We start from the raw sequence: 23,763 nt of genomic DNA on the forward strand, positions 1-23,763 counted from the left end.
TAAGCTTTATGCCTAAACACAACTTTTGAGATTGATCCTGTATAAGAGCTTTAAAAATAAATGATTGTTAAAATAATTCCATAAAAAAAGCCCCTTCAAATGAAGAGGCTTTCTTGTGCGGGTAAAAGGACTCGAACCTTCACACCTTGCGGCACCAGATCCTAAGTCTGGCGTGTCTACCAATTTCACCATACCCGCGTAATCAGTGGAACATCCTGTTCCTTTAAGACGTTGCAAATATACAACAGGTTTTTTTATCTGCAAGAAAAAAATTGTATTTTTTTATTCATAGCTTTGTGAGTAACAAAATCAATGTATCCTTTTATATTATGAAAGATTCAAAACAATTTGTTCAAGAAAACAAACAACGTCTTTTAGATGAGTTAATTGAACTATTAAAAAAGCCATCTATCAGTGCTGATAGTGCATATTCTCAAGACGTAATAAACACTGCTGAAGCAGTAAAAGAAAGTTTAGAAAAAGCAGGATGTGATATAGTAGAATTATGCGAAACACCTGGTTATCCTATCGTTTATGGTGAGAAAATCATCGATCCGGCTCTTCCTACAGTATTAGTTTATGGCCACTACGATGTGCAACCTGCTGATCCTATAGAGTTATGGACTTCTCCTCCATTCGAACCTGTAATCAAAACAACAGATCTACACCCTGACGGAGCAATCTTCGCTCGTGGAGCTTGTGACGATAAAGGGCAAATGTATATGCACGTAAAAGCGTTCGAATACATGATTGCTAACGATGCTTTGCCATGTAACGTGAAGTTCATGATCGAAGGGGAAGAAGAAGTAGGTTCTGTAAGTTTAGGATGGTTCGTAAAAAGAAACCAAGAGAAACTTAAGAATGACGTAATCTTAATCTCTGATACAGGAATGATCTCTAACGAGCAGCCTTCTATCACGACAGGATTAAGAGGACTGAGCTATGTAGAAGTAGAGGTAACTGGTCCTAACAGAGACTTACACTCAGGACTATACGGAGGAGCTGTAGCGAACCCTATCAATGTATTGACGAAGATGATTGCTTCTCTACACGATGAGAACAACCATATCACAGTACCAGGATTCTATGATAAAGTAGAAGAATTATCTCGTGAAGAAAGAGACGAAATGGCTAAACGTCCATTCTCTTTAGAAGACTACAAACAAAAACTTGATATTGATGATGTATACGGAGAAGCAGGTTATACGACGAATGAGCGTAACTCTATCCGCCCTACATTAGACGTGAATGGTATCTGGGGAGGTTATACTGGTGAAGGTGCTAAAACAGTTATCGCCAGCAAAGCTTTTGCTAAAATCTCTATGCGTCTTGTACCAAACCAAGACTGGGAAGAAATCACTGAACTATTCAAAAAACACTTCGAAAGCATCGCTCCTGCAGGAGTACGTGTAGAAGTAAAACCTCATCACGGAGGACAAGGATATGTGACTCCTATCGACTCTATCGGATACCAAGCTGCTGCTAAGGCATATACAGATACATTCGGAGTAGCACCTATTCCTGTACGTTCAGGAGGAAGTATTCCTATCGTAGCATTATTCGAAGAAGAATTAGGCTCTAAATCAGTAATGATGGGATTCGGATTAGACACTGATGCAATCCACTCTCCTAACGAACACTTCGGAGTATTCAACTACCTAAAAGGTATTGAGACTATTCCATTGTTCTACAAATATTATACTGAAATGATGAAATAATCATCTCTATAAATACAAAAAAGCGAGTAAAAATTTACTCGCTTTTTTTATTCTTTTCCTCTATCCACATACCAAAGTACTTACTACTTTGGGCAGTATGATGCTTAAATACTTCTCCTAAGAAATTCGCTCGACGTGTCGCGACCAAATCTTTAGATAAGCGCAATATCGCCAGCAAAAAGGCTTCTGAATAAAACTCAGCGTCATAATTGCGTTTCAATATTTCAATTCCTAACAATTGTTTTTCCCTCCAGATAGATTCATTCAAATACAAATCAACTGCTTTATCAACAAAATCCTCTACCTCATCTCCCACATAGCCACACCACTCTGATTCACCTTTCATTGACTCTACTCCTACTGACGACGACACTGAAGGTGTACCCACGCGCATCGCATCAACAAACTTCCCTTTAATCCCAGCTCCAAAGGGTATAGGAGCTAACATCACTTTAGCGGCACTAATCACTTCTAATGCATCATCTGCTCTACCGTGAACCATAAAACGCTCACTCTCGTTGTGTAATTGCATCACTTTAGCTGAGGGATAAGCTCCATAAATATGCATTCTTGTCTGTGGCAACTTCTTGCGCAACAGCGGCCATATTACCGTCTTTAGCTTAAGCACAGTCTGCCAATTCGGCTCGTGAATAAAGTTTCCTATAAACACAAAGTCCTCTCTCTCCTCATAGCCTTTCCAATTACTGATATCCTCAGATGTGATCTCTTTTTCCATAAAGGGAATAAACAAAAGCGCATTCGGTAAGATATGGAACTTCTCTACTAATAACTTATACTCATACGCTGAAATAATCAAAGTCAAATCACATCTCAGTATACTTGCCAATTCGCGTTTAGCACGTTCACAATATAGATAGTCCTCTATATCTTCTCCTCCTTTCTTTTGCATCTCTTGACGAGCAAATCGTAGGAAGTGTAAGTCTTCTGTATCCAATATTGTCATCGCATCAGGACATTGTTCTGTCACACGCCATCCAAACTGCTCCTCTATCATAAAGCGGTCATACATCACTACATCAGGCATCAGATCAGCTAATACTTCATCTGTACGGGCATCGTTAAGCCATAACTCTACCTCAGTCACTCCGTAACAAGACAAATCATCACTCACCTCAGACTTCTTAGCTGTACTTCCGAAGTAAATCTGCATTCCCCAATCTTTAAAACATTGCAGAAGTTGTAGCATACGCTTCCCCGCTGCAGATGATTTGGACTCTGGCCATACAGGTCCTATGACTAATACTTTCTTTCCTGATAAATTGTGTTTCATTCTACAAAAATACTTGTTCTTAAATCAATACGACACAAAACTATATGCAATAACATATAATCTACCCTTAAAACATCATTTTATATGCAATAACATATAATACAAACAAAAGCAACTCCGTTATAACGATAGGATAATCCAATAATACAGTATGTTACTATCTAATATTTGCTATTTTTGCATAAAACGAAAAGGAATTATGCTTGGATTAAAACTATTGACAGACCCTCGTTGGGCAAATATCGCTGAGTCTAACTTAGAAGAGATATTAACGGATCATTGCTGGTGTGAGCAAAAAGCAGCTACTAATGCTATTACTTTAATTACTTATAACTCAGAACACGAAGATCTAGTAACAGAATTAACGGATATTGCAATTGAAGAAATGGAACACTTCAAAATGGTACATGACATCATCAAAGAACGCGGATATACATTAGGACGTGAACGCAAAGATGACTATGTTAATCAACTCTATAAGTTTTGTCGCAAAGACGGAAGTCGCAATGATGCTTTTATTGACAGATTATTATTTGCAGCAATGATTGAAGCAAGAAGTTGTGAGCGATTCCGTGTGCTTTCACAAAATATCAAAGATGAAGAATTAGCAAAATTCTACTATGATCTAATGGTTTCTGAAGCTAACCACTATACAACCTTCTTAAAGTTTGCACGAAAATATACAGAAAAAGTAGATGTTGATAAACGTTGGAAAGAATGGTTAGATTTCGAAGGACAACTGATCCAATCTTATGGTAACAAAGAACACATACACGGGTAATTTCCTGCATAAATAAATATCAAATGGCCTTAGTTTAGACTAAGGCCTTTTTTATACAATACACCCTACAAATCAAGTCTACTACCCTATAATTACCTCATTATACGACTCACGGTCTATAAGTATCCACTATGTCGGTATGTAAATCTTCGCTAAATAATTTTTTCACTACGAAATGTTCCAAGATCGTAAACACAATTATACTAACACAAAATCTCTTTTAAAAAAAACAGTTTATGATTTCCCCTTACCGAATGACAATCTACCTATAGTTTTGTACTGAGATGGTTAGGCATTGCTTGCGGGTTTCTTGCACCTTTCTTCGAGAAAACCCCTCTCTGGGCTAGAAAACCCCAAGAAAAGTGCAAGAAAAGCCCAAGGAAGTGCAAGAAAGTCCCTATCGTAGAACAGGTAAATCTGCTTTAAAAAATTCATCAGCTTCATCATCATTCTCGGTAATTTCGTTACGATATGAGGAAAGGCTAATCCTTTTGCGTGGGAAAATATCATTGAGTTAATATCTGAAAGATTACGGTACTATTCCTTTTCTTATATCAAGCTTGCATTATACTAATAAACTATCGCTACTCTGCTGAATAGTAAAAAGGAAGATGATAATAATAGTACCTTACCCTGTGACATTAGCTCAAAGGTAGATGCTACTACTGTCAGTCAATGCAAAAACAGACTAAGGCAAATGCCATTCATATTCAATTTGTAAAGCAATTGTAAGGTCTAACACAAAAAAGGAAAGAAAGGATCTTAGAAGGATTACTCTGTTGATACAAATCACCAATCATGTTACGATTAAAACAAAAAAGAGATACTGCTCAAAAGCAGTATCTCTTTGGCAAAGTCAAAATACTTTTATTCTATTTTACCTCAGCAGTCCATTCTATTCCACTGATATCAATCAATCGCAATACAACGTCCTCTGAAGGTCTACTATTTTCTGTTTGAAAATTCAAGATTGCCTTAGCTCCTAAGGGAATAACCATACTGTGTTTACCAGCCTTCACTTGAGCAACGTAAGCATTGTCAATTGAATCCTCACTTACTTGAGAAAGTGCTTTTCCATCCCAGTGTTGGATCACCCTTCCTGATTTAGTTTCCAATTGAACACCAATCAAAAATGAACCGTATACATCTGCTCCTTCTACGCGATAAACCTCAAATTTCAATGAATTATCTACCCAATTTACTTGATTCAATTCAATTTTTGGCTTAACTGACTTATTGTGCAATGTACCAAATACTCCTCCGTGAAAAACTTGATTCGTGTAAAGTGTCAAAAGAAGAATAGCAAAAGACCCTACAAATACAATCGGTTTCAAATTCTTAATCGGCAAAACACCTGAACCCAAGAAACCAAACCACTTCTTATTGGTAAAAGAAAGTCCTTTCTTCTCAAAATAGTAATCTAAAGAGCCATATCCACCACCTGTCAAAAATAAAATAAAGCCTGTAGCTACTCCTAAAACACCAATCTGCCATTCATCTAAACAAGTTGTACCAATCCAACCAGATCCCAATAGTATCCCCATTGCTAAAGAAACAACTCCAATTGACATCAATCGCGTAAATAATCCCAACATGATAAATAACCCCACAATAGCTTCAACTATCGTAAAAATAACCATTGCCCACCAAAGTAGATCGGGATGAGTAACTAAGTACTCTATAATAGGCTTGATCCCAATTGCATTGGGTAAGAAGTGATTAAACTTAACACCGATATAACCTGCTTCGGTTTCGATTAGTTTATTTTCAAGTATTAAACGTCTCCAAAAAGCAGAGAAATAAGTCCACCCAACTACTAAGCGAATAGCGAGCGTAAAAAAGCCAGCCGTAGTAAACGACTGTTTATTAAAAGTTTGCATGTTATTAAATTCTAAGATATTGTAATAGTTTATTTTAAATTTTTATTCTTCGAAATAACTATCCAATCAAAGCAATCTTAAATTTTTTAAACATGAGATATAAAGGTGGTGAAGTACCAGCTAATTGTAGAATGTAACTTTCCCATACAGTAGATGTAGTGGTTATAAAAGACAAATCCTTCACTACATAGTCCTTATCTGACAAAGGAACAACTTTGTGATAAAACTGCTGTGCAGATTGCTCGTTAACTTTATTGCTTATCTCACTGTCACAAACAATGCTAATCCCATTAGCTAAAGCTTTACTTCCTGTTAAAGGTTTCTCTAAACTGATGTCAAATGCGGCAAATAAGTTTTGCTTCGCTGAACATCCAATAGTAGCAAACGCAACAAGTAGCGCCCATATATAGCACTGTACTTGAAATAACATAAAGCGTTTTAACCGAACCATTAAAGTAAAGTTTAATTCAAAAGAAATCAAAAATAGCCAATTTTTAGCGATAAGTATAATACTAAAACACAAACTATTGTTAAACAGTATTTTGAATAAAAAAATACTCTGCCTAATGCAAAAAGTGGGAAATATTAGCCAAAAACCTTAAACATTCAAATGATACATAAGCCTAATAACTATTTATCACAGAAATACAGAAAAAAAAGTGATTCAATAACAGAGAATGTTTGAAAAATACATTATTGAATTATAATTATTTTATAAGTATAATTATTGAATAATTTATTGAAAATAATAAATTATTATAAAATATTATTACATATATTAGTAATTAATTAACTATAAAACATTAGAACGTATGAAAAAATTTATTACTTACATTGCCGTTTTTGGAGCAGCAATGGGCTTTTTTTCTTGTAGCAGTGACGATAGCACAACACCAGTAGTCAATCCACCTGAACCACCTCCAGTAGTGACACCTGAAGAGGAAAAGCTTACCTTAGAAGCTAATGAAAACACAATCTACATCGGTGATGAAATTACTTTCACAGCCAAAGTAGGAGAAAAAGAAATTACAGAGGTAACCATCAAACAATCAAACGGAACTACTATTACAGATAATAAGTGGATAGCAACAGAGGCAGGTGAATTTACCTTTATAGCAACCAAAAAAGGTTATGTTGACAGCGATCCTATCACCATAAAAGTAGATGTAGATTCTAAGCCAAATGGACAAGGTTATTTTAAGCACAAAGGAACTACTTACAACATTGACGTTGGTGAAATATTCTTTGATGGATTCTTTGATTTAGACGAAGAAGATGAAAATAGTGCAAAAGTATCCTCTTGGACTGTTAGACATACAGACTTAAAAACAAATTACATTATTTACTTCATGTTCTTTGCTCCAGCCATTTTACAAGAAGATGAGACATACAAATATGTACTTCCAAATACAGAAAACATTGAATCTCCTACAATCATGGTTGGTGAAATTGACAGTGATGGACAAATCATCATTAAGGACTTTATTACAAGCAACCTAAACTATAACTTAAATATAGGAAAAATGATCCGTAAAGATATTTACAACGCAAGTGTGAAAATCAGTACTCCAGCAAACTCTGCACAAGAATTTAATTTAGAATACACAGGAGAATACTATTTCCCACAAGAAGATTAAGCATAAATAAAACTTACTTGTGGTATTCTATTAAAATGACAAGAATATAGAGAGGAGCTTTAAAGGCTCCTCTCTTTTTATTATCTGCCCGAAAACCTCAGCTTATACATTCAAATACGAAACTTACTCTATCTTGCTGCAATTGCATTCCTTTCTATTGGAAAAAGTTACAAACTACCCCATAATTATTAATTGCAAGTATTCAAATAATTTGTACTTTTAAATAAAAAATGAAAAATAAACTTCCTTTATATTTAAGTTTTTGTTTAGTCACTGCATTCGTATTCAATGCTTTTTCTCAAAATAAGGTAACTATTGACGAATATATACCAAGCACTGCAATGGTCTGTGCTCGATCAAACACTGATACTTTGGATTTCAACAACCATCAAGGTTATAAATCTGCCTATTCGCGTATTGCAAAAGATCAAATTGACGTAAACTTTACTAAATTATTTTATCAAAACTTTCCTCAAGAAAGCTTACCTGTACCAGTAACCATAGTATTCGAATTAACTATTTCAGAACAAGGAGTTTTAGAATCAACAGAAATAATACGCAGCTTATTTCCTGATAATACTGATGATAAAATGAAAACTATGATAGTTGATGTTACTGCTGACTCGTGGAATCCTGCACAGTACAAAGGAAAGAATCTGACTTCCCAAATAACATTACCAATAACAATCTACCCTAAGAAAAACAACAAAGAATAAAGAAAAATAGAAAAGCTATTACTTGCTGTGTTCCTATCTTGTTACAGTCAACGAACCTTCCATAGTTCACAGTTTACCTGTACTTATTGAAAAGAATGTACAAAGCAAAGAAAGATTTTGTCACATTGCTCCACAGGCTAACTCCTTGCTAAGATACAAGCGAATTGAGAAAGCCTTTACAACTTTGCTAACCATAGCACATTTAGGTAGAACTTCAATAGGTTATTTTACTAAAAATTACACACCATTAAGTTAATACTTGTGTAGATTTAACCTCTGTTCTACTACCTCAATAACTAAAACAATCTATACTCTAAATTAGGACCATAGATTTCTTCTTCAGTAAACATATAGTTGCCAGTATCTTATTTTGAAGTTATATAAGATATATTTAAAGGATAATCTGTCACAATCCTCATCTGACCTATTACATATTTATCTCATACAGCACATGCACGAGTAAGGGATGATCATCGGGAACTAAAGGGTGATTGAAGTTCTTTACATATCTCATTCCAATCTTTTGCATCACATTAGACGAGCGAATATTCTGTGTTGTGGTAAAGGAATAAACTTTAGATAATCCCAATGTCTCTTTGGCAAATCTCAAACAAGCCTTTGCTGCTTCTGTTGCATATCCTTTGCCCCAGAACTCAGGTAACATACGCCAACCTATCTCTACTCCAGGCGCAAAATCTACATCAAATGTAATATCCAATAGACCAACAAACCCAATGAAGCTTCCACTGCTTTTTTCTTCTACAGCAAAAAAAGCATACCCTTGTTCTTCAATTTTGTCTTGCATTCTATGGTAAGCCGCTGTGGATTCTTCTACTGTCATTTTCCTTAAGAAAAATTCCATAACGTGTTCATCCTGATTCATTCTAATGAAATCAGCTAAATCACTTTCCTTATACTGGCGTATAACTAATCTTTCGGTTTCTATAAACACCTTCATTGTTTCTGTACTTATTTTGATTAAACTAAATGACAAAATAGATTATAAATGAACTATTTCATCTTTTAATTTCTTGCTAAGACTATTAAATACTAAATCATAAGAATGATCAATTAATTCTTTAAGCAAATTCCATTGCACTGCTCCTCCAAGCTGTACACTGTTCCAATGTTTTTTACTCATGTGATATCCTGGTGTAATCTCATTGTAATCGGCACGAAGTTCTTCGGCACGCTCTGGATCACATTTGAGATTGATAAATCGATTTCCTTGTTCCCATTTGGTCAAGTTTAGCAGTAAATAGATCTTCCCTCCAACTTTAAAGGTTAAGGTTTCCTGATCAAAGGGAAATTCTTCTACTGTCCCTTTCTTATTCAAACAGTAATCGTATATAACATTTATATCCATAGTTATAAAGATAATTTATCCATCTTATTAAGCTCTTTACTTATTAGTGAATCATAGACCAAGTCATAAGATAAGTCTACCCATTCTTTGATCTGCTCAAGTGTAAATCTACCTCTAAGATATATCGTATTCCAGTGTTTTTTATTCATGGTATATCCATGTGTAATATCCACATATTCGTCTCGTAATGCCAAAGCCAATTCTGGAGGGCATTTAAGTATAATGTTTTTATTACCTTGTTCCCAAAAGTGAACCGCTATCATAGCAAATATTTTTCCACCTACTTGAAAGGTCAGTAAGTTTTCGTTAAATGGAAAACCACTTGTTGCATAGGACTTAGAGGAACAATAATCAAATAATTCTTCTAATTCCATTATTTATATGATTCTATATAATACAGGTTTACTTGGACTGGCGTCATTTATAAAAGAAGCAAGTTGTATATTCAAAAAATAGAAACCATCTTCTACTTCTTGTGGAACATAAATCAACTCTGTGATCGTAGCACTTAACCTCGCATCTTGATTGAGTACGTGAGTATCCTTTACATTCCAAAATGCTTTATGAGCGAGTAAGCGACCATCGTCTTGCTCCCTATCCACACTTGGAAGATCTATAAGCAAATGTTCAACTCCTCGCTCTCTTAAGTATGTTGCAGCATCCGCACATAAATAAGGAGGATTAGTATAGGAGTACTTTCGCTGTCTTTTGCTAAGGTCATTGGGAGTCGTACGAATTACAATAGCTTTTTGACTCTGTGGTATCCACAGCTCCATCACTTGTTCTAAGGTTATGATATAATCGTCATTCTCTTGCTTTTGTGGGAAGACTGTAATAAGTTGTGCTAAGAAGAAATATTCTTTTAAACTCTCATTTACACTGTAAAATTCATGAGTGATATGTCCAAGACATTCTGTATGCGTACCATGTCCATGAGGATTAAAAATAATAGTATTAAAATTAGTCGATGATTGACCTTCACTCACTTTACCTACCCATTCTCCCACGACTACAGGCGATATTTCAGGCTTATCTAAATACCATGCAATAGGATTTGCCTCCGAATTGACAAGTGGAATAGAGATGTCAATCGGCTTAGAAAAATCAATTCTATATACTGTATCACAATAGGTTATAAATGCCTCCATTGTTTTATTTCAAATCTAAATAAAATAAATCAGATGCAATCCCGTCACTTAAGAATTTTCCCTTATCTGTGATCGTAAGTATATTGTTTTCATTCTTCATCAATTCATCTGCTATAAAAGAAGAAGAAAGTTTAATTAGATAATCGTAATACGATTGACCGAACTCTTTCTTTACACGCATCAAATCTACTCCCCATATCGTTCGCAATCCCGTCATAATATACTCGTTATAGCGATCTGTCAAATTGAGTTCTTCTACTTCTCGAGGAAGTTTGTCGTCATTTATCTCTTTTATATACAAGCTGTTATTTGCTATATTCCAACTTCTGTAAGTACCGTCAAAACTATGGGCAGAAGGGCCTATTCCCAGATACTTCTTACCCAGCCAATAAGCCGAATTATTCTTAGAGTAATAACCTGGTTTAGCGAAATTAGATAGCTCGTAATGGATATACCCATTAGCTCTTAATATTTCAATCAAAAGCATAAAGTGCTGATGAGCTACTTCTTCTTCAGGACTTGGTATTACACCTTTTTTAATTAATTTGTTGAGTGCAGTTCGCTCCTCCACCGTTAAGGCATAGCACGAAATATGTGGAATTCTCAAGTCTAAGATACGCTGTACATTGGTTAACCAGCGTTCGTTATCCATATTGGGAATACCATAGATTAGGTCTATTGATATATTATCAAACAAGGTAGTAGCTAAAGCCAGTGATTCTATAGCTTCAGTAGAATTATGTGCCCTGTTCATCATTTTGAGATCTTCATCATCAAAAGACTGAATACCGATACTCAATCGATTGACTTTTGAGCACGCAAGCTTGTGAAGTGTTTCACTATCTAAGTCATCTGGATTTGCCTCCAAAGTGATTTCTGGTGTATCGACAACTTCGAACTGTTCATATACGGTCTGTATAAGTTTATCAATTTCATCAACAGTGAGGATACTTGGAGTTCCACCTCCAAAATAAATAGTTTCAATAGATTCACCTTCAAGTTCTCCTTTACGCAAAACCAATTCTCTGTGTAAGCAATCCAGCATATCTACTTTCTTCTTCAAAGAAGTAGAAAAGTGAAAGTCACAGTAATGACAAGCCTGTTTACAAAAAGGAATATGTATATAGATACCAGCCATTATTTCTTTACTCGATCTTGATTTTGTTTAACAAAAGCATCCCAACCACTATAGCTTTTTCCTACCACGGTTCTTCCACTATTAAAAAAGTGACATACAGCTGCAGCTAAGCCATCTGTACTATCTAAATTCTTAGGCAGTTCTTTCAACCCTGGCAGTAACTGCTGCAACATTTTTGCAACCTGTTCTTTACTTGCATTTCCACTTCCTGTGATAGACATCTTTATTTTCTTAGGAGCATATTCAGTAACTGGTATACTGCGTGATAAAGCTGCTGCCATAGCTACACCCTGAGCACGTCCCAGTGTCAACATAGACTGCGCATTATTACCTAAAAAGGGAGCCTCAATGGCAACCTCATCTGGATGATGTGTCTCTATCAACTCAATGGTTCTCTCAAAGATAAGTTTCAATCGAGTGTATTTATCAGGATATTTCGACAATAGCAATTCATTCAATTGAATAAATTCCATTTTTTTGTTTACTACCTTAATCACTCCAAATCCCATAACATTAGTTCCTGGATCTATTCCTAAAATGATTCTATCTACAGTCAAAATACTTGTGTTTAATTGTTTAAATAATGAAGAAAAGAGAATTCTATAATTAAAGTCTCTTTTCTGAAAATTTTATTAAAGCACTACATCTGTTTAAAATAATCGCTTACTTTGCACTGATGAAGATTCTATCTGACAAAACTAAGCAATATCTCGTACTTCTAATTAAAATATTAGTTGTTAGCACCGCTTTTTATTATATCTACAACCAGCTATCGCATGATGAAACGTTGGACTTTCACATACTAAGCGAGGTTATTGCAAAGAAGGAAAATTATCCTGCTTTAATTGCCTTGATGTTCTTAACTTTTTCTAACCGCTTCGTTGAAATTCTCAAATGGCAAAGCTTATCTTCTCTTATTAAACCCGTATCCGTTGGACAAGCAACCAAGCAGGTGTTAAGTGCCTTAACTTTGGGTATCTTTACCCCTAACGGCATCGGTGAATACGCTGGTAAGGCACTGTATTTTGAGAAAAAAGACGCCCCTCGTGTCATATTCCTCAATATGGTATGTAACGGAGTACAAGTAATCTATGCTATCCTATTTGGGTTAATTGGGCTAACAGTTTTAAATCAATATCACGAAATCATTCCCAATCGATATTTGTGGATTACTTTTGGTATTATTACTGTTGTGCTAACTTTATTATTCTCGGTGCGCAATTTCGCTATCAAAGGGTACTCACTACAGACCATTATCAACCTGTTAAAAGAAATCCCTAAATCTAAACACCGCAAGAACCTGTTCTTAGCCTCACTCCGATATGCCTCATTCACGCATCAATACGTAATCTTATACTACTTATTCGGAGTAGATATTCCATACTTTGAATTGCTCTGTGCTGTATCTGCTATTTATTTAATGGCTTCATCTTTGCCGAATTTTCAGTTTCTTGAATTTGCTGTAAAGGGGAGTATCGCCATGTTTATATTCTCGGCCTTAGACGTTAGCCAGTGGGTAGTAGCTTTAGTAGCTACACTGATATGGTTATTAAACATTGTGCTACCGATAAGTATAGGGAGTTATTTCGTATTGACTTATCGAGTAAAATCAACTTAGTATTTGTTTAATAACACAGGAATAACAAATTGAGTAGATACAGGAATACCTCTTTTAGTTGCGGGATATATAGCAGGAAAATCTTTCTTTTTCTCTTGTAATAAACTGTCAATAGCATATATCTGAATAGCTAAGCTATCTGGTGCTTTATAAACAGCAAAGTCAATTTTGGAATCTGCTTGAACTGTAACTAATACTTGCACACTTTCAATTTGAGAGAACTTCCCTTCTAACGTGTCCTGTAATAGTCGCTGTTGCAATTCGAGTGCAACACTATCGAAAAAGCAATCTTTCTTCTGCTGCAAATCTTGAATAGTATCACAACCTTCAAAGTTTGGATAGGTATCCACCTTGGACCAATCAATTTTTTCTAACTCTTTTTGTAATAATTCACCTTCTTTTTCTATCTTAGAAGTTGAAAACTGACAAGCGGTAAAAGAGAAAGCTATAATGGTAAAAAATACTAACCTATACATACTTAATTACTAATGTCGGACGTTAATTAATCAAAAATACAAAAAAAAATCGATGGAATATTTTCTATTAATATTAAGTATAGCATTACTCTTGATTGGCTTAATCGGCAGTGTATTACCAGGTCTTCCAGGTCTTCCTTTAAGCTGGTTTGGATTATTGTCTTTGTATTTTGTAGAAGGAGTTTCTGTTAGCGGTTATTTACTTTGGGCTACTGCCGTCATTACAATCGCAATCACCATTCTCGACTACGTAATTCCTTCTGTGGGTACCAAGCGTTTCGGAGGAAGTAGTTATGGAGTATGGGGTACAAATATTGGATTAGTTGTTGGCTTAATCGCACCTATTCCGTTTGGTTTTATCATTGGCCCTTTCTTAGGCGCTTTCATAGGTGAAATAATTTACAAAAGCGATGATCTTTCCAGAGCTTTCAAAGCAGCAGTAGGATCATTTATAGGATTCCTTGCCTCAACTTTCATGAAAGTTTTTGCAGGTATCGTATTCTTTGGTTTAGGAGTTTTTATCATGATTAAAAACTACGCTGTTTGGTTCGGCAACTAATTACTTAACTAACCATTTAACTAACTTACTTTTCAAGCTTCACTCGTATAACATTACCAAAAGAATTACTCATTGATGTCTTGATTTCAGAATTGGTAATGCGCACTTTCAACTCATCGTTAAAACGAACATTTACATCGTTAGTATATTCATCAAAATTACTTACTCGCACATTCATACTACCATCGTCATTCAAAGGAACTAATCCATATCCTAAAGGCGCAGAATTTGGAATACTTCCCTCTGTAGCATGGGCTTTTGGAACAATTGATAAATCTCGAATTACCATTATCAATAAACAACCTGCGATAACAGTTAGTATTGCCTTAGTATAAAAATCTACTTTCATATTTAAAAATTTAATCATTTAAATATAAGGCATTTAAACCAAAAAACAGTGCTTATTCTACTTAATCACTCTCTTTCTAAAAGACCATAAAGGTTTTTCGATAAATGTGATAGCAATACCAAATAGAATTATAACTCCACCGTAAATCATCTTACTTGATATATCCTCATCTAAGAACATCCATGCCAAAAGAGCAGCGATAAGAGCTTGACTTAATAAACTCAACGATACTCTTGTTGCCCTCATATTCTGTGTGGCATAGCTAATTAACAACCAAGCTAACAATTGGCAAACTATCCCCTGTACAACAAGACTTAACCATCCTGCTGTACTAAAGCCAATAAAACTGGAACCACTAATCCAATTAACTATTCCTAAGAAAAGAGAAGAAACAAGCAAACTATAGGTCATAAATGGAATTACACCTACTTCGCCCAATACTTTTTTACTCAATAAGATATAACACGCATATAAGACCCCTGAGAGAATACCCAATCCGAATGGCAAATCAAAAGACAAATTAACAAACACATCTACACCAACAAGTACAACCATTCCTATCAAAGCAAACACCGTCCCTATCCAAAAATTGATACTTGGCTTATTAGTTAAGAAAAAATAGCTTCCTATCCCTACCCAAACAGGTGCTAAATTAGTTAACAACGTCGCTTGTGTCGCGGTAGATCCTTGAATCGCTTGATTCCAAACCGCAATATCAGAACCAAAGAAAATACCGCATAAGACAATATAAAACATCGTTCTACGTGGATAAATATGCAACTTCTTAGTAATAAAAGCATAAGGAACCACAAATAGTGCGGCAATTGCCATACGATAAAAAGCAGAAATTAGACTTGGAGTCAAATTCATCTTTACAATGACAGGGAAAATTGAAATACACAGAATCCCAATAAACAATGCAATTCTCGGTTTTGAAAACATGGTACTATTTTAAATATATTGCAAATAAACAATGATTTTACAAAATTTACGACAACAATAATTACTTTTACTTTTTATCCTCAAATTTATATAATAATGGCTTCTATTCCATCCTTCTTAAAGACACTGCAAGGTGTACTAAACATTTCTACTCAAGCAATACCATGTGATTTTAAGTTCCCAAGAGAAACAAGTGAATACAATGCCTGTTCATTTACGTTAGAAAACAAAAATATTATTTATAGAAAAGCGAAACTAACTCCTAAAAAAGTAGGCCTTTTTGTGGCAATATGGGAACGTGATGAGGATGGACAAACAAGACCTTATTCTAACGATGACGATTTTGACTTCCTTTTAATCGATATCGATTCTCCTTCCATCAAAGGGTTCTTCCTTTATCCCAAAAACACATTAATTGAATTGAATATTATCTCCTCAGAACAAACCCAAGGTAAAAGAGGCATGCGTGTCTACCCCACTGCTGAAGATAATATGAATAAACAAGCAACAAAAACGTATAAAAGTCACCTACCCTATTTCCACACTGTTGAAAACAATTAGATAATATAATTACTTTCTTCAAAAAATAAAAAGAGGAATATCCATACCCTTATCTACAAAAAGCAATAGGTTACTTAGTCATCAAGCTTTGAAAGACCTTATTTTTCTGATAGTATGCTACTTAATTCCTTTTTCAAATGAGTTTTTTACATATATTTGTATCAATCAAGGTGGTTTATTAGAATAATAATAAAAAGGGAATTAGGTGAAAGTCCTAAACAGACCCGCTGCTGTAAGCTCATAAATTTAGCAAACCTCGTTGTCCACTGTATTGGCCTAATATGGGAAGGACGTTTGTATAAAGAGTAAGTCAGAATACCTGCCATCTATTGATTGCTGTTTAATGTTTTCGGGTATAAAACAAACACGCTACAACACTTCCCCTAATTTAGGGACTAATGTTTTATGCGTCTGTATTAGCCCAAAGGTATTAGACTAAATATTAGCCCAAAAACTATGAAATTAAAATTCTGCTTATTGTCTATTGCCTTCCTCTGGGTTGGCAAGGTTACGCTTTTTGCACAAACACAAAAAGACAGTATTACCACATTAAATGAAATTGTCATTCAAAAAGAAGTTTTCAAAGATCTTATACCAGTACAAACACTTTCGGGAGAAGCTCTCGAACGACTTAATAGCCATAGTGTAGCAGATGCCCTACGCTACTTTTCTGGAGTAAAAATTAAGGATTACGGTGGCATGGGAGGACTTAAGACGATAGATGTTCGAAACATGGGAACGCACCACGTAGGAGTCTTCTACAATGGTATACAGATTGGAAATGCACAAAACGGTATTGTGGATTTAGGTAAATTCTCTCTTGACAATGTAGAGGCAATAAAACTATATAATGGACAAAGGAGTACTATCTTCCAGTCTGCAAAAGAATATGCCTCAGCATCTACAGTCTATATCCAAACTAAAAAGCCTGTTTTCACAGAGGGAAAAGATGTTAACCTATCAGCGAAGTATAAAGCTGGTAGCATTCAATTAACCAATCCTTCCATTCGTACAGAATACAAAATTAACGATAATGTTAGCACTACTATAAGTGCAGAATACATGCATTCTAACGGCCGTTACAAATTCAGACAAAAGCGACATAACCTAAATGGGACAGTCGCTTACGACACAGTCGGACATCGCCTGAATAGCGACATAGATGCTTACCGAATTGAAAATTCTTGGTATGGTAAAGACGATAAAAACACATGGTCTGCAAACCTATATTACTATCAATCAGATAGAGGTCTTCCAGAAGCTGTTATCAAGAAAAGTGACGTTACCTTAGAAACCGAGAACATCAACGAGCGTCAAATTGACAAAAACTTTATGGGACAAGCTGAATGGACAAGATATGTATCTGATCGATACCAGTTTCTGCTAAAAGCTAAGTTTGCCTATGACCTTATGAATTACACCTCTCGTAAAACGGTAGATTTTCAAGGAGAGGAGGTTACCTATAACCCCCAATTTGACAATACCTTCTACCAACAAGACTGGTATATATCTGCAGCTCATCTGTATAAAATTAGCCCTATATGGGAAGTTTCACTTTCTACAGACCTGCAATACAACAAACTAAATGCTACACGAAAAGGACAAGGTACTTTATTCTCCTATCCTGAAAGATATACTTTTATGACTGCCTTTGCAACTTCGGTTGATTTAGGTAAAGTAAAAGCACAAGGAAACATACTGGGAACCTTTACGAATGAAAAAGTGCGTCACAATTTCAAAGCACCAAATAGATCTGTCTGGGCTCCTTCCCTATTTGTAAGTTACAAACCTTGGAATGAACACAATCTAAACATTCATGCTTTTTACAAATACATCTTTCGACTTCCAACTTTCAATGACCTCTACTATACACAATTAGGAACGTCAAACCTAAGACCTGAAATATCAAGGCAATTTAACTTAGGGATTAATTACAATAAAGCACTTAACCACTCTTTCGTCAAAGAATTTCGCGTTTCAGTAGAATCTTATTATGCAAATATCACAGACAAAATCATAGCATCTCCTACTTCAAGTATGATGCGATGGATGATGACTAACCTTGGTAAGGTAGAAAACTACGGAATTGAATCAGCAGTAGGAACTACATTAAATATACTTCCTGACTTAGACTTAGGAATTAACCTTACCTACGAATACACAAGCTCGAAAGACAAGAGTTTAACACTATACGGAAAACCGTCATATTATGGAGATCAAATACCATATGCTCCTTGGCATTCTGGATCTTCGATAGTCGAATTAAACTACAAAGATTGGGGACTTAACTACAGTTTTATTTATGTAGGTAAGCGATATAATGGCAATAAAAACAACATAAAACGCAATGAAATACAACCTTGGTATACTCATGATATTTCACTTCAAAAGAGCTTTAAATGGAAAGATTATAAATTCAAAGCTATCGTTGAAGCAAATAACTTAGCGAACCAATATTATGAGGTCGTAACAAATTTCCCAATGCCTGGGCGTAATTTTCGTTTTACTTTAAGCATTGATTTATGATAAGAATAAAAAAACTTTTAACCGTTTTCTGTTTAACGCTCTTAGTTATAAGTTGCCGAAAAGATGAAATGATATTCACATCGGACAGCTCTAACGTTTCTATACCTACAAACAACGAAGAGTACAGTGGGTTTTACCTCCTAAACGAAGGTAATATGGGGATGAATAGAGCTTCTATAGATATGTTTACCTACGATACGGGTGTATATACCAGAGACATTTTCTCTGAAAGAAATCCCAACATCACAAAAGAGCTTGGCGATGTTGGCAATGACATCAAAATCTATGGAAGTAAAGTATATGCTACAATTAACGTTTCAAACTTTGTAGAAGTATTCGACGTAGCTACAGGAAAACACATCAAACAAATACATGTCCCTAACTGCCGCTATTTGAACTTTAAGGACGGAAAAGCTTATGTGAGTTCTTACTCAGGCAAGGTGGAGATAAATCCAAATGCAGAGATAGGATTTGTAGCCGAAATAGACACCCTTTCTTTAGAGGTGACAAGAAAAGTAGTTGTTGGATACCAGCCTGAGGAAATGGTTATAAAAGACCACAAACTATATGTAGCAAATTCGGGAGGATATCGTGTACCAAATTACGATACAACGGTATCTGTAGTGGATTTGAACACCTTTGAGGAAATTAAGAAAATAGATGTAGGCATCAACCTTCACCGCATGCAAATAGATCGCAATGGCGACATCTATGTCAGTTCACGTGGTGATTACTACGACGTAGAACCAAATTTATATGTAATTGACAGTGCAACAGATCAGGTTGTCAAAAAATTAGACATACCAGTAAGTAATATGACGATAGACGACAATAAATTGTATTACTACGCTACTTCGTATAAACACAATACGGGAAACAATACCATATCATACGGTATACTCGATACTGATACCAAGCAAGTGATAACTGACAATATCATCAAAGATGGTACTGACAAACAAATTTTAATTCCTTATGGTATTGCTGTAAATCCCGAAACAAAGGAAATCTTTATGACTGATGCGCAAGACTATGTCGGAACAGGCTTTGTGTATTGTTATTCACCAGAAGGTCAACTGAAGTGGAAAACTACAGGAGGCAATATTCCGGCGCATTTTGCTTTTATAAAAAAATAACTAACATTCAATAACCATGATTAAATACAAAATAAATCTATTAAACATCGCAATGGCGTTCACAGCTGCAATTGCTTTGTACAGCTGTTCAAGCAGTGATGACAGCACCACAAAAGAAGAAGATAACACCCCTCCTACCATCTCTTATAACTATAGTGATGTGACAAAAGTAATTGACTTCAAACCTGCTGCTGGTCAATTTACAAACGATATCCCAAAATATGTCAAGGGAGACACGGAAGAAGAAATGAAGAAGAAAGCACTGAAAGCTATTTCTGGAGACAAACTATCTATGGTTTCTCTTGGAGGATTTGGAGGATATATAGTCGTAGGGTTTGATGAAACTATCAAAAATGTAGAAGGACTAAGAGACTTTAAAGTATTAGGTAATGCATTCTGGGCGAATAGCAACCCAAATTCAAATGCTACCAATAGAGGGGGTAGCTGCGAACCTGGAGTAATCATGGTAGCTTATGATGCTAACAAAAATGGTGTACCCGATGAGGATGAATGGTACGAAATCGCTGGGAGTGAACACACTAATAGTGAAACAATAGCAAACTACAGTATCACTTATCACAAACCTGATCCAAACAAAGCTCCTGTAATAGATACTATCAACAAATGGGCTACCGACATCGAGTACATAAAATGGGAAGATAACCAAGGTCAGAGCGGTTACATGCCTAAAAACACATACCACCAGCAAAACTATTTTCCTGAGTGGATAAATGAAGATAAAATCACATTCACTGGTACCAAACTACCAAATAATGCTATAGACGAAAGTGGCAAAGGCACTTACTGGGTATTGTATAGTTTTGATTACGGATATGCTGATAATGCACCCAACAATGATGATGAATCAGCTATTGACATCAATTGGGCAGTAGACCGTGCAGGTAAGAAAGCAAACCTTCCGGGCGTGGACTTTATCAAAATATATACAGGAGTAAATCAACAAGCTGGATGGTTGGGAGAAACCTCAACAGAAGTAAGCGGAGTAATAGACTTACACAAAGCCAAAGTAACTATTCCTACGAGATAATTAAAATAAAAACTTTAAATAACCAATCAAAATGAAAAATTACAACGTATTCAAATTCACTAAACTATTCTTTTTAGGAATAGCTTTAACTGCAACGCTACTTACAGGTTGTTCGAGTGATGACAGCACTCCTTATAGCACTCCAATCGTCAAAGAGACTGTAGAAATAAAAACGATTGCCAAACAAGAGTTCGTGATTGACCCTCAAATAGAAGCAAGTAACTTAACCTACTTTTGGTACTTAAATGACGAAGTTATTTCAACAGAACCTATCCTCAAATATACATTAGATTCAGCAGGTGTACACGAAATAACACTAAAAACAGTAAGCCCAAGCACAATTACTCTTTACACCTATCAGGTTAGTGTAGATAAGAGTTTGGACTACAACTATGTTACGTTAGATTTGACCTCTTTTGATTTATCTGACGGAAAAGAAACTTTAGGTGGAAAGTATTGGAAAAACACCTATATAGGAGGAACTTATGTAGAACATCAAATCTTTAAATTCTCACATACTGCAGAAGAAAGTTGGAATTATTGGGATGGTTTTACGGTTTCAAACAGTACAGATAACTTATCACACTCAGATGACGGAGGTTCTGTAGGTTGGATAAACTACCAATGGGGTAACATGGCTAAAGGAGGAGTTAAAGGTGAAGGAACTCCATACATTGTGGGCTATTGGGGATATTATATGAAAGACTGGAATGCTGATCCCAAAAAATTTGATGAAGAACAATACTCTAATTGGGTAAAAATAGGTTCAGAAGACGACACCTACAAAGCAGTAAGTGTATCAATCGCTAATCATCCATGGCCATATTGGGGAAATCTTAATGGGGATGGTTTTGCGCGTAAATTTGAAAAAGGGGACTACTTTACAATTACAGTTAAAGGAGTTGATAAAGACAACAATGTAAAACCAGAATCAGTAACCCATTATTTAGCAGACTACCGAGGCGATGAACTTATCATGTCACAAAATTGGGAAAAAGTTGACATAAGTGCCTTAGGAGAAGTTAAGTATATTTTCTTTCAACTTGATACTACAGATGCAGACCCAACAGTGGGACCTAATACGGCTGTGTATTTTTGTCTTGATGCCATAACAGTTGATAAAGTAGATAATTAATTTTAAGAAGTAACCCTTTCGGGTTACTTTTTTATAAATCCTTAATCCGCAATATATAAAGAAAAATAACGACATAATTTGTCATAATTAAAGATGTTTTATTTAATAATACACAATAAAATACCTACTAATTAAACTATATTTGCATTTATTATTAACAATAACACACTTACAATGAAACTGCGATTTTTACGTACAAGTTTATTATTTATTTTAGGTTTAACAATCACCACTACAGTTTTTACTTCTTGTTCAAGTGATGACAATTCAAATGATGTAATCTATATTCAAGAGGAGAAAGTAAACGCTGAAGCAAGAGAGGAATTTACTATTGATCCAAAAATTGACCCAACAGGTTTAACCTTTAAATGGTTCAATAATACAACACAGAAAGAACTTTCCGATTCACCAGTTTTAACTTACAAAATGGATTTTGCAAAAACAGAATCTATTACTTTAAAAACAACGAATAAAGAAGGGGTTATTAACCTATATAATTATGCTGTTACATCTTTCTATGGCGAAAACTACAACGTATTAGACCTTAAAGAAATTCCTTTACAAATAGAAGTAAAAGATGGTTATATTTGGGATGGAACATATACAGACGGCGCTAAAATTGAAAGCAATAACTTCCTTTTTAGTCACTCTGTGACTGAGTTCGGCGATGCAAAGTACTGGAATGGTTTCATAGCATCCAACAGTATAGACAAGACTGACCATGAAACCAATTTTGCACAGAATATGCACGGAACTATGGCTAATACTATCAAAGATAAAGAAACTATACCTTTCTTAGTAGCTTATACTGAAGGTGCTGAAAAAACGTATACAAAAGGAGAAGTTATTGACATTGAAAAAACTGCAACAGTTGTAACATTACAAGGAGAAGACAGCAGTGAACTAGTACCTGTTGAAATCAATCTTGGCTTAAGTCCATATACATATTATTCAATTACAAACGGTGATAGCTTTGCTAAAAAATTTGAGAAAGGAGATTATTTTTCAGTAGTTATCTATCTATTAGATGAAAACAAAAAAGTTTTAAACGAAAAACCTATCGAACAAAAACTGGTTAACTTCAAAAAAGATGGTGACACTATAACAAAAGATTGGCAAAAGATTCAATTTAAAGACAAAAAAGCTGCAAAATACATAGTATTCTATGTTGATTCATCAGATAAAGGAGAATATGGTATAAACACACCTGCTTTATTTACTATCAAAGACATTGTAGCACATAAAAAAGCTGTGAAATAATTAGACAATTATTAGACATATTAAGAGGTTACCTAAATAGGTAACCTCTTTTTTTTGTAATCGATAAAATGAGAAGATTCTCACTTACCTAACTTTCTTAAATACTGTGACAAAAATCTAATCAAAACCAATTCCTTTAGTCAACGTAAAATACAACTAAAACATAAAAGAGATTTCATAAGATCTTGTATTATACCAAACAACTGCTGACAAAACACCATTAGACTGAGCTATTCATTAAAATTGAAGTTAAGCCACTCAACTTTTGTCATTGATCCTACTTTTGCTCTTGATTCAGTGAAAGGTGAGAAGTTTTTCCTGTTTAGATTAACTAAACTTTTTGCGTAGTCCCCAACTTTTGACACTGATCCCAAATACCCAATTTCAGGACGACATAAAGCAAAAAAAGAGCTTAAGTAAATATACTTAAGCTCTTTTTGAGCGGAAGACGAGGCTCGAACTCGCGACAACCAGCTTG

At 35.0% G+C, this 23,763-nt stretch carries 25 protein-coding genes, 1 tRNA gene and 1 riboswitch; of the genes, 12 read left to right on the forward strand and 14 right to left on the reverse strand.

Features of this window, described 5'->3' with window-relative positions:
- Positions 1 to 116 precede the first annotated feature (116 nt).
- Positions 117 to 198: transfer RNA gene (locus GJV76_RS12700), tRNA-Leu, on the reverse strand.
- Positions 199 to 329: 131 nt separating this feature from the next.
- Between GJV76_RS12700 and GJV76_RS12705 the strand changes: the two genes are divergently transcribed.
- Entirely contained in the window at positions 330 to 1,718 is a 1,389-nt protein-coding gene (locus tag GJV76_RS12705) for a dipeptidase (RefSeq protein WP_155092987.1), read from the forward strand.
- A 34-nt stretch (positions 1,719 to 1,752) separates the two neighbouring features.
- Here the strand turns inward: GJV76_RS12705 and GJV76_RS12710 are convergent, their stop codons facing one another.
- Complete coding sequence (locus GJV76_RS12710) at positions 1,753 to 3,009, reverse strand: glycosyltransferase (protein ID WP_155092988.1); 1,257 nt, start codon at positions 3,007 to 3,009, stop codon at positions 1,753 to 1,755.
- Positions 3,010 to 3,208: 199 nt separating this feature from the next.
- Here GJV76_RS12710 and miaE point away from each other — a divergent pair, with 199 nt between their 5' ends.
- Positions 3,209 to 3,790 carry a tRNA-(ms[2]io[6]A)-hydroxylase gene (miaE, locus tag GJV76_RS12715; protein WP_155092989.1) on the forward strand — a complete coding sequence of 194 codons (582 nt, stop codon included), beginning with the start codon at positions 3,209 to 3,211 and terminating at the stop codon, positions 3,788 to 3,790.
- 872 nt (positions 3,791 to 4,662) lie between these two features.
- Here the strand turns inward: miaE and GJV76_RS12720 are convergent.
- Positions 4,663 to 5,670, reverse strand: coding sequence for a TQO small subunit DoxD (locus tag GJV76_RS12720; protein WP_155092990.1), 1,008 nt, complete (start codon positions 5,668 to 5,670; stop codon positions 4,663 to 4,665).
- Between the two features lie 58 nt (positions 5,671 to 5,728).
- Positions 5,729 to 6,121 (reverse strand): hypothetical protein, encoded by a 393-nt coding sequence (locus GJV76_RS12725; protein ID WP_155092991.1) that lies wholly within the window; start codon positions 6,119 to 6,121, stop codon positions 5,729 to 5,731.
- A 361-nt stretch (positions 6,122 to 6,482) separates the two neighbouring features.
- Here GJV76_RS12725 and GJV76_RS12730 point away from each other — a divergent pair, with 361 nt between their 5' ends.
- Positions 6,483 to 7,307 carry a ribonucleoside-diphosphate reductase subunit alpha gene (locus GJV76_RS12730; protein ID WP_155092992.1) on the forward strand — a complete coding sequence of 275 codons (825 nt, stop codon included), beginning with the start codon at positions 6,483 to 6,485 and terminating at the stop codon, positions 7,305 to 7,307.
- Between the two features lie 230 nt (positions 7,308 to 7,537).
- A complete protein-coding gene (locus GJV76_RS12735) occupies positions 7,538 to 8,023 on the forward strand; it encodes a hypothetical protein (RefSeq protein ID WP_155092993.1) in 486 nt (161 codons plus the stop codon).
- A gap of 427 nt (positions 8,024 to 8,450) precedes the next feature.
- Here GJV76_RS12735 and GJV76_RS12740 read toward each other — a convergent pair whose 3' ends face one another.
- Genes GJV76_RS12740 through ruvC form a run of 6 tightly spaced genes read right to left on the reverse strand, consistent with a single transcriptional unit; the run spans position 8,451 to position 12,232 of the window.
- On the reverse strand, positions 8,451 to 8,981 hold the full coding sequence (locus tag GJV76_RS12740) for a GNAT family N-acetyltransferase (RefSeq protein ID WP_155092994.1): 531 nt from the start codon (positions 8,979 to 8,981) through the stop codon (positions 8,451 to 8,453).
- Positions 8,982 to 9,023: 42 nt separating this feature from the next.
- On the reverse strand, positions 9,024 to 9,389 hold the full coding sequence (locus GJV76_RS12745) for an MmcQ/YjbR family DNA-binding protein (RefSeq protein WP_155092995.1): 366 nt from the start codon (positions 9,387 to 9,389) through the stop codon (positions 9,024 to 9,026).
- A 2-nt stretch (positions 9,390 to 9,391) separates the two neighbouring features.
- Positions 9,392 to 9,763: an MmcQ/YjbR family DNA-binding protein gene (locus GJV76_RS12750; RefSeq protein WP_155092996.1), complete on the reverse strand. Its 372-nt coding sequence runs from the start codon at positions 9,761 to 9,763 to the stop codon at positions 9,392 to 9,394.
- Positions 9,764 to 9,766: 3 nt separating this feature from the next.
- Entirely contained in the window at positions 9,767 to 10,537 is a 771-nt protein-coding gene (locus tag GJV76_RS12755) for a cyclase family protein (protein WP_155092997.1), read from the reverse strand.
- Positions 10,538 to 10,541: 4 nt separating this feature from the next.
- Complete coding sequence (hemW, locus tag GJV76_RS12760) at positions 10,542 to 11,675, reverse strand: radical SAM family heme chaperone HemW (protein ID WP_155092998.1); 1,134 nt, start codon at positions 11,673 to 11,675, stop codon at positions 10,542 to 10,544.
- A complete protein-coding gene (gene ruvC / locus GJV76_RS12765; RefSeq protein ID WP_155092999.1) occupies positions 11,675 to 12,232 on the reverse strand; it encodes a crossover junction endodeoxyribonuclease RuvC in 558 nt (185 codons plus the stop codon). The genes hemW and ruvC overlap by 1 nt, the downstream gene beginning before the upstream one ends.
- 119 nt (positions 12,233 to 12,351) lie before the next feature.
- Between ruvC and GJV76_RS12770 the strand changes: the two genes are divergently transcribed.
- The gene (locus GJV76_RS12770; RefSeq protein ID WP_155093000.1) at positions 12,352 to 13,293 is read left to right on the forward strand and encodes a hypothetical protein; all 942 of its coding nucleotides are present in this window, start codon (positions 12,352 to 12,354) and stop codon (positions 13,291 to 13,293) included.
- Here the strand turns inward: GJV76_RS12770 and GJV76_RS12775 are convergent.
- Positions 13,290 to 13,769, reverse strand: coding sequence for a hypothetical protein (locus tag GJV76_RS12775; protein ID WP_155093001.1), 480 nt, complete (start codon positions 13,767 to 13,769; stop codon positions 13,290 to 13,292). The genes GJV76_RS12770 and GJV76_RS12775 overlap by 4 nt on opposite strands.
- A 52-nt stretch (positions 13,770 to 13,821) precedes the next feature.
- On the opposite strand from GJV76_RS12775, the gene GJV76_RS12780 reads away from it, so the two are divergent.
- The gene (locus tag GJV76_RS12780) at positions 13,822 to 14,328 is read left to right on the forward strand and encodes a DUF456 domain-containing protein (RefSeq protein WP_155093002.1); all 507 of its coding nucleotides are present in this window, start codon (positions 13,822 to 13,824) and stop codon (positions 14,326 to 14,328) included.
- Positions 14,329 to 14,353: 25 nt separating this feature from the next.
- Here GJV76_RS12780 and GJV76_RS12785 read toward each other — a convergent pair whose 3' ends face one another.
- Both GJV76_RS12785 and GJV76_RS12790 read right to left on the reverse strand, forming a co-directional pair.
- Complete coding sequence (locus GJV76_RS12785; RefSeq protein ID WP_155093003.1) at positions 14,354 to 14,677, reverse strand: hypothetical protein; 324 nt, start codon at positions 14,675 to 14,677, stop codon at positions 14,354 to 14,356.
- Between the two features lie 57 nt (positions 14,678 to 14,734).
- Entirely contained in the window at positions 14,735 to 15,619 is an 885-nt protein-coding gene (locus tag GJV76_RS12790) for a DMT family transporter (RefSeq protein ID WP_155093004.1), read from the reverse strand.
- Positions 15,620 to 15,715: 96 nt separating this feature from the next.
- Here GJV76_RS12790 and GJV76_RS12795 point away from each other — a divergent pair, with 96 nt between their 5' ends.
- The 6 genes from GJV76_RS12795 to GJV76_RS12820 all read left to right on the forward strand — a co-directional run bounded on the left by GJV76_RS12795 (position 15,716) and on the right by GJV76_RS12820 (position 23,285).
- The gene (locus GJV76_RS12795; protein ID WP_155093005.1) at positions 15,716 to 16,180 is read left to right on the forward strand and encodes a MepB family protein; all 465 of its coding nucleotides are present in this window, start codon (positions 15,716 to 15,718) and stop codon (positions 16,178 to 16,180) included.
- Between the two features lie 156 nt (positions 16,181 to 16,336).
- A riboswitch (cobalamin riboswitch) is annotated at positions 16,337 to 16,521 on the forward strand.
- Positions 16,522 to 16,636: 115 nt separating this feature from the next.
- The gene (locus GJV76_RS12800; protein ID WP_155093006.1) at positions 16,637 to 18,706 is read left to right on the forward strand and encodes a TonB-dependent receptor; all 2,070 of its coding nucleotides are present in this window, start codon (positions 16,637 to 16,639) and stop codon (positions 18,704 to 18,706) included.
- A complete protein-coding gene (locus tag GJV76_RS12805) occupies positions 18,703 to 19,842 on the forward strand; it encodes a YncE family protein (RefSeq protein ID WP_155093007.1) in 1,140 nt (379 codons plus the stop codon). The genes GJV76_RS12800 and GJV76_RS12805 overlap by 4 nt, the downstream gene beginning before the upstream one ends.
- 16 nt (positions 19,843 to 19,858) lie before the next feature.
- Positions 19,859 to 20,890, forward strand: a complete 1,032-nt coding sequence (locus tag GJV76_RS12810) for a PKD domain-containing protein (RefSeq protein WP_155093008.1) — start codon at positions 19,859 to 19,861, stop codon at positions 20,888 to 20,890.
- A 31-nt stretch (positions 20,891 to 20,921) separates the two neighbouring features.
- A complete protein-coding gene (locus GJV76_RS12815) occupies positions 20,922 to 22,025 on the forward strand; it encodes a DUF4465 domain-containing protein (RefSeq protein WP_155093009.1) in 1,104 nt (367 codons plus the stop codon).
- 174 nt (positions 22,026 to 22,199) lie between these two features.
- On the forward strand, positions 22,200 to 23,285 hold the full coding sequence (locus tag GJV76_RS12820; protein ID WP_155093010.1) for a DUF4465 domain-containing protein: 1,086 nt from the start codon (positions 22,200 to 22,202) through the stop codon (positions 23,283 to 23,285).
- Between the two features lie 230 nt (positions 23,286 to 23,515).
- On the opposite strand, the gene GJV76_RS15955 is transcribed toward GJV76_RS12820, so the two are convergent.
- Positions 23,516 to 23,763, reverse strand: a 248-nt coding sequence (locus GJV76_RS15955; RefSeq protein WP_230381556.1) for a hypothetical protein, incomplete at its 5' end; no start/stop codon positions are given.

The sequence above is a fragment of the Myroides albus genome (genome assembly GCF_009711045.1).
GTDB lineage: Bacteria > Bacteroidota > Bacteroidia > Flavobacteriales > Flavobacteriaceae > Flavobacterium > Flavobacterium album_A.

Excerpts from the sequence above, each read along its gene's own strand:
- GJV76_RS12705 (WP_155092987.1), top strand. The coding sequence starts at position 330 with ATGAAAGATTCAAAACAATTTGTTCAAGAAAACAAACAACGTCTTTTA.
- GJV76_RS12710 (WP_155092988.1), bottom strand. The coding sequence starts at position 3,009 with ATGAAACACAATTTATCAGGAAAGAAAGTATTAGTCATAGGACCTGTA.
- miaE (WP_155092989.1), top strand. The coding sequence starts at position 3,209 with ATGCTTGGATTAAAACTATTGACAGACCCTCGTTGGGCAAATATCGCT.
- GJV76_RS12720 (WP_155092990.1), bottom strand. The coding sequence starts at position 5,670 with ATGCAAACTTTTAATAAACAGTCGTTTACTACGGCTGGCTTTTTTACG.
- GJV76_RS12725 (WP_155092991.1), bottom strand. The coding sequence starts at position 6,121 with ATGGTTCGGTTAAAACGCTTTATGTTATTTCAAGTACAGTGCTATATA.
- GJV76_RS12730 (WP_155092992.1), top strand. The coding sequence starts at position 6,483 with ATGAAAAAATTTATTACTTACATTGCCGTTTTTGGAGCAGCAATGGGC.
- GJV76_RS12735 (WP_155092993.1), top strand. The coding sequence starts at position 7,538 with ATGAAAAATAAACTTCCTTTATATTTAAGTTTTTGTTTAGTCACTGCA.
- GJV76_RS12740 (WP_155092994.1), bottom strand. The coding sequence starts at position 8,981 with ATGAAGGTGTTTATAGAAACCGAAAGATTAGTTATACGCCAGTATAAG.
- GJV76_RS12745 (WP_155092995.1), bottom strand. The coding sequence starts at position 9,389 with ATGGATATAAATGTTATATACGATTACTGTTTGAATAAGAAAGGGACA.
- GJV76_RS12750 (WP_155092996.1), bottom strand. The coding sequence starts at position 9,763 with ATGGAATTAGAAGAATTATTTGATTATTGTTCCTCTAAGTCCTATGCA.
- GJV76_RS12755 (WP_155092997.1), bottom strand. The coding sequence starts at position 10,537 with ATGGAGGCATTTATAACCTATTGTGATACAGTATATAGAATTGATTTT.
- hemW (WP_155092998.1), bottom strand. The coding sequence starts at position 11,675 with ATGGCTGGTATCTATATACATATTCCTTTTTGTAAACAGGCTTGTCAT.
- GJV76_RS12770 (WP_155093000.1), top strand. The coding sequence starts at position 12,352 with ATGAAGATTCTATCTGACAAAACTAAGCAATATCTCGTACTTCTAATT.
- GJV76_RS12775 (WP_155093001.1), bottom strand. The coding sequence starts at position 13,769 with ATGTATAGGTTAGTATTTTTTACCATTATAGCTTTCTCTTTTACCGCT.
- GJV76_RS12780 (WP_155093002.1), top strand. The coding sequence starts at position 13,822 with ATGGAATATTTTCTATTAATATTAAGTATAGCATTACTCTTGATTGGC.
- GJV76_RS12785 (WP_155093003.1), bottom strand. The coding sequence starts at position 14,677 with ATGAAAGTAGATTTTTATACTAAGGCAATACTAACTGTTATCGCAGGT.
- GJV76_RS12790 (WP_155093004.1), bottom strand. The coding sequence starts at position 15,619 with ATGTTTTCAAAACCGAGAATTGCATTGTTTATTGGGATTCTGTGTATT.
- GJV76_RS12795 (WP_155093005.1), top strand. The coding sequence starts at position 15,716 with ATGGCTTCTATTCCATCCTTCTTAAAGACACTGCAAGGTGTACTAAAC.
- GJV76_RS12800 (WP_155093006.1), top strand. The coding sequence starts at position 16,637 with ATGAAATTAAAATTCTGCTTATTGTCTATTGCCTTCCTCTGGGTTGGC.
- GJV76_RS12805 (WP_155093007.1), top strand. The coding sequence starts at position 18,703 with ATGATAAGAATAAAAAAACTTTTAACCGTTTTCTGTTTAACGCTCTTA.
- GJV76_RS12810 (WP_155093008.1), top strand. The coding sequence starts at position 19,859 with ATGATTAAATACAAAATAAATCTATTAAACATCGCAATGGCGTTCACA.
- GJV76_RS12815 (WP_155093009.1), top strand. The coding sequence starts at position 20,922 with ATGAAAAATTACAACGTATTCAAATTCACTAAACTATTCTTTTTAGGA.
- GJV76_RS12820 (WP_155093010.1), top strand. The coding sequence starts at position 22,200 with ATGAAACTGCGATTTTTACGTACAAGTTTATTATTTATTTTAGGTTTA.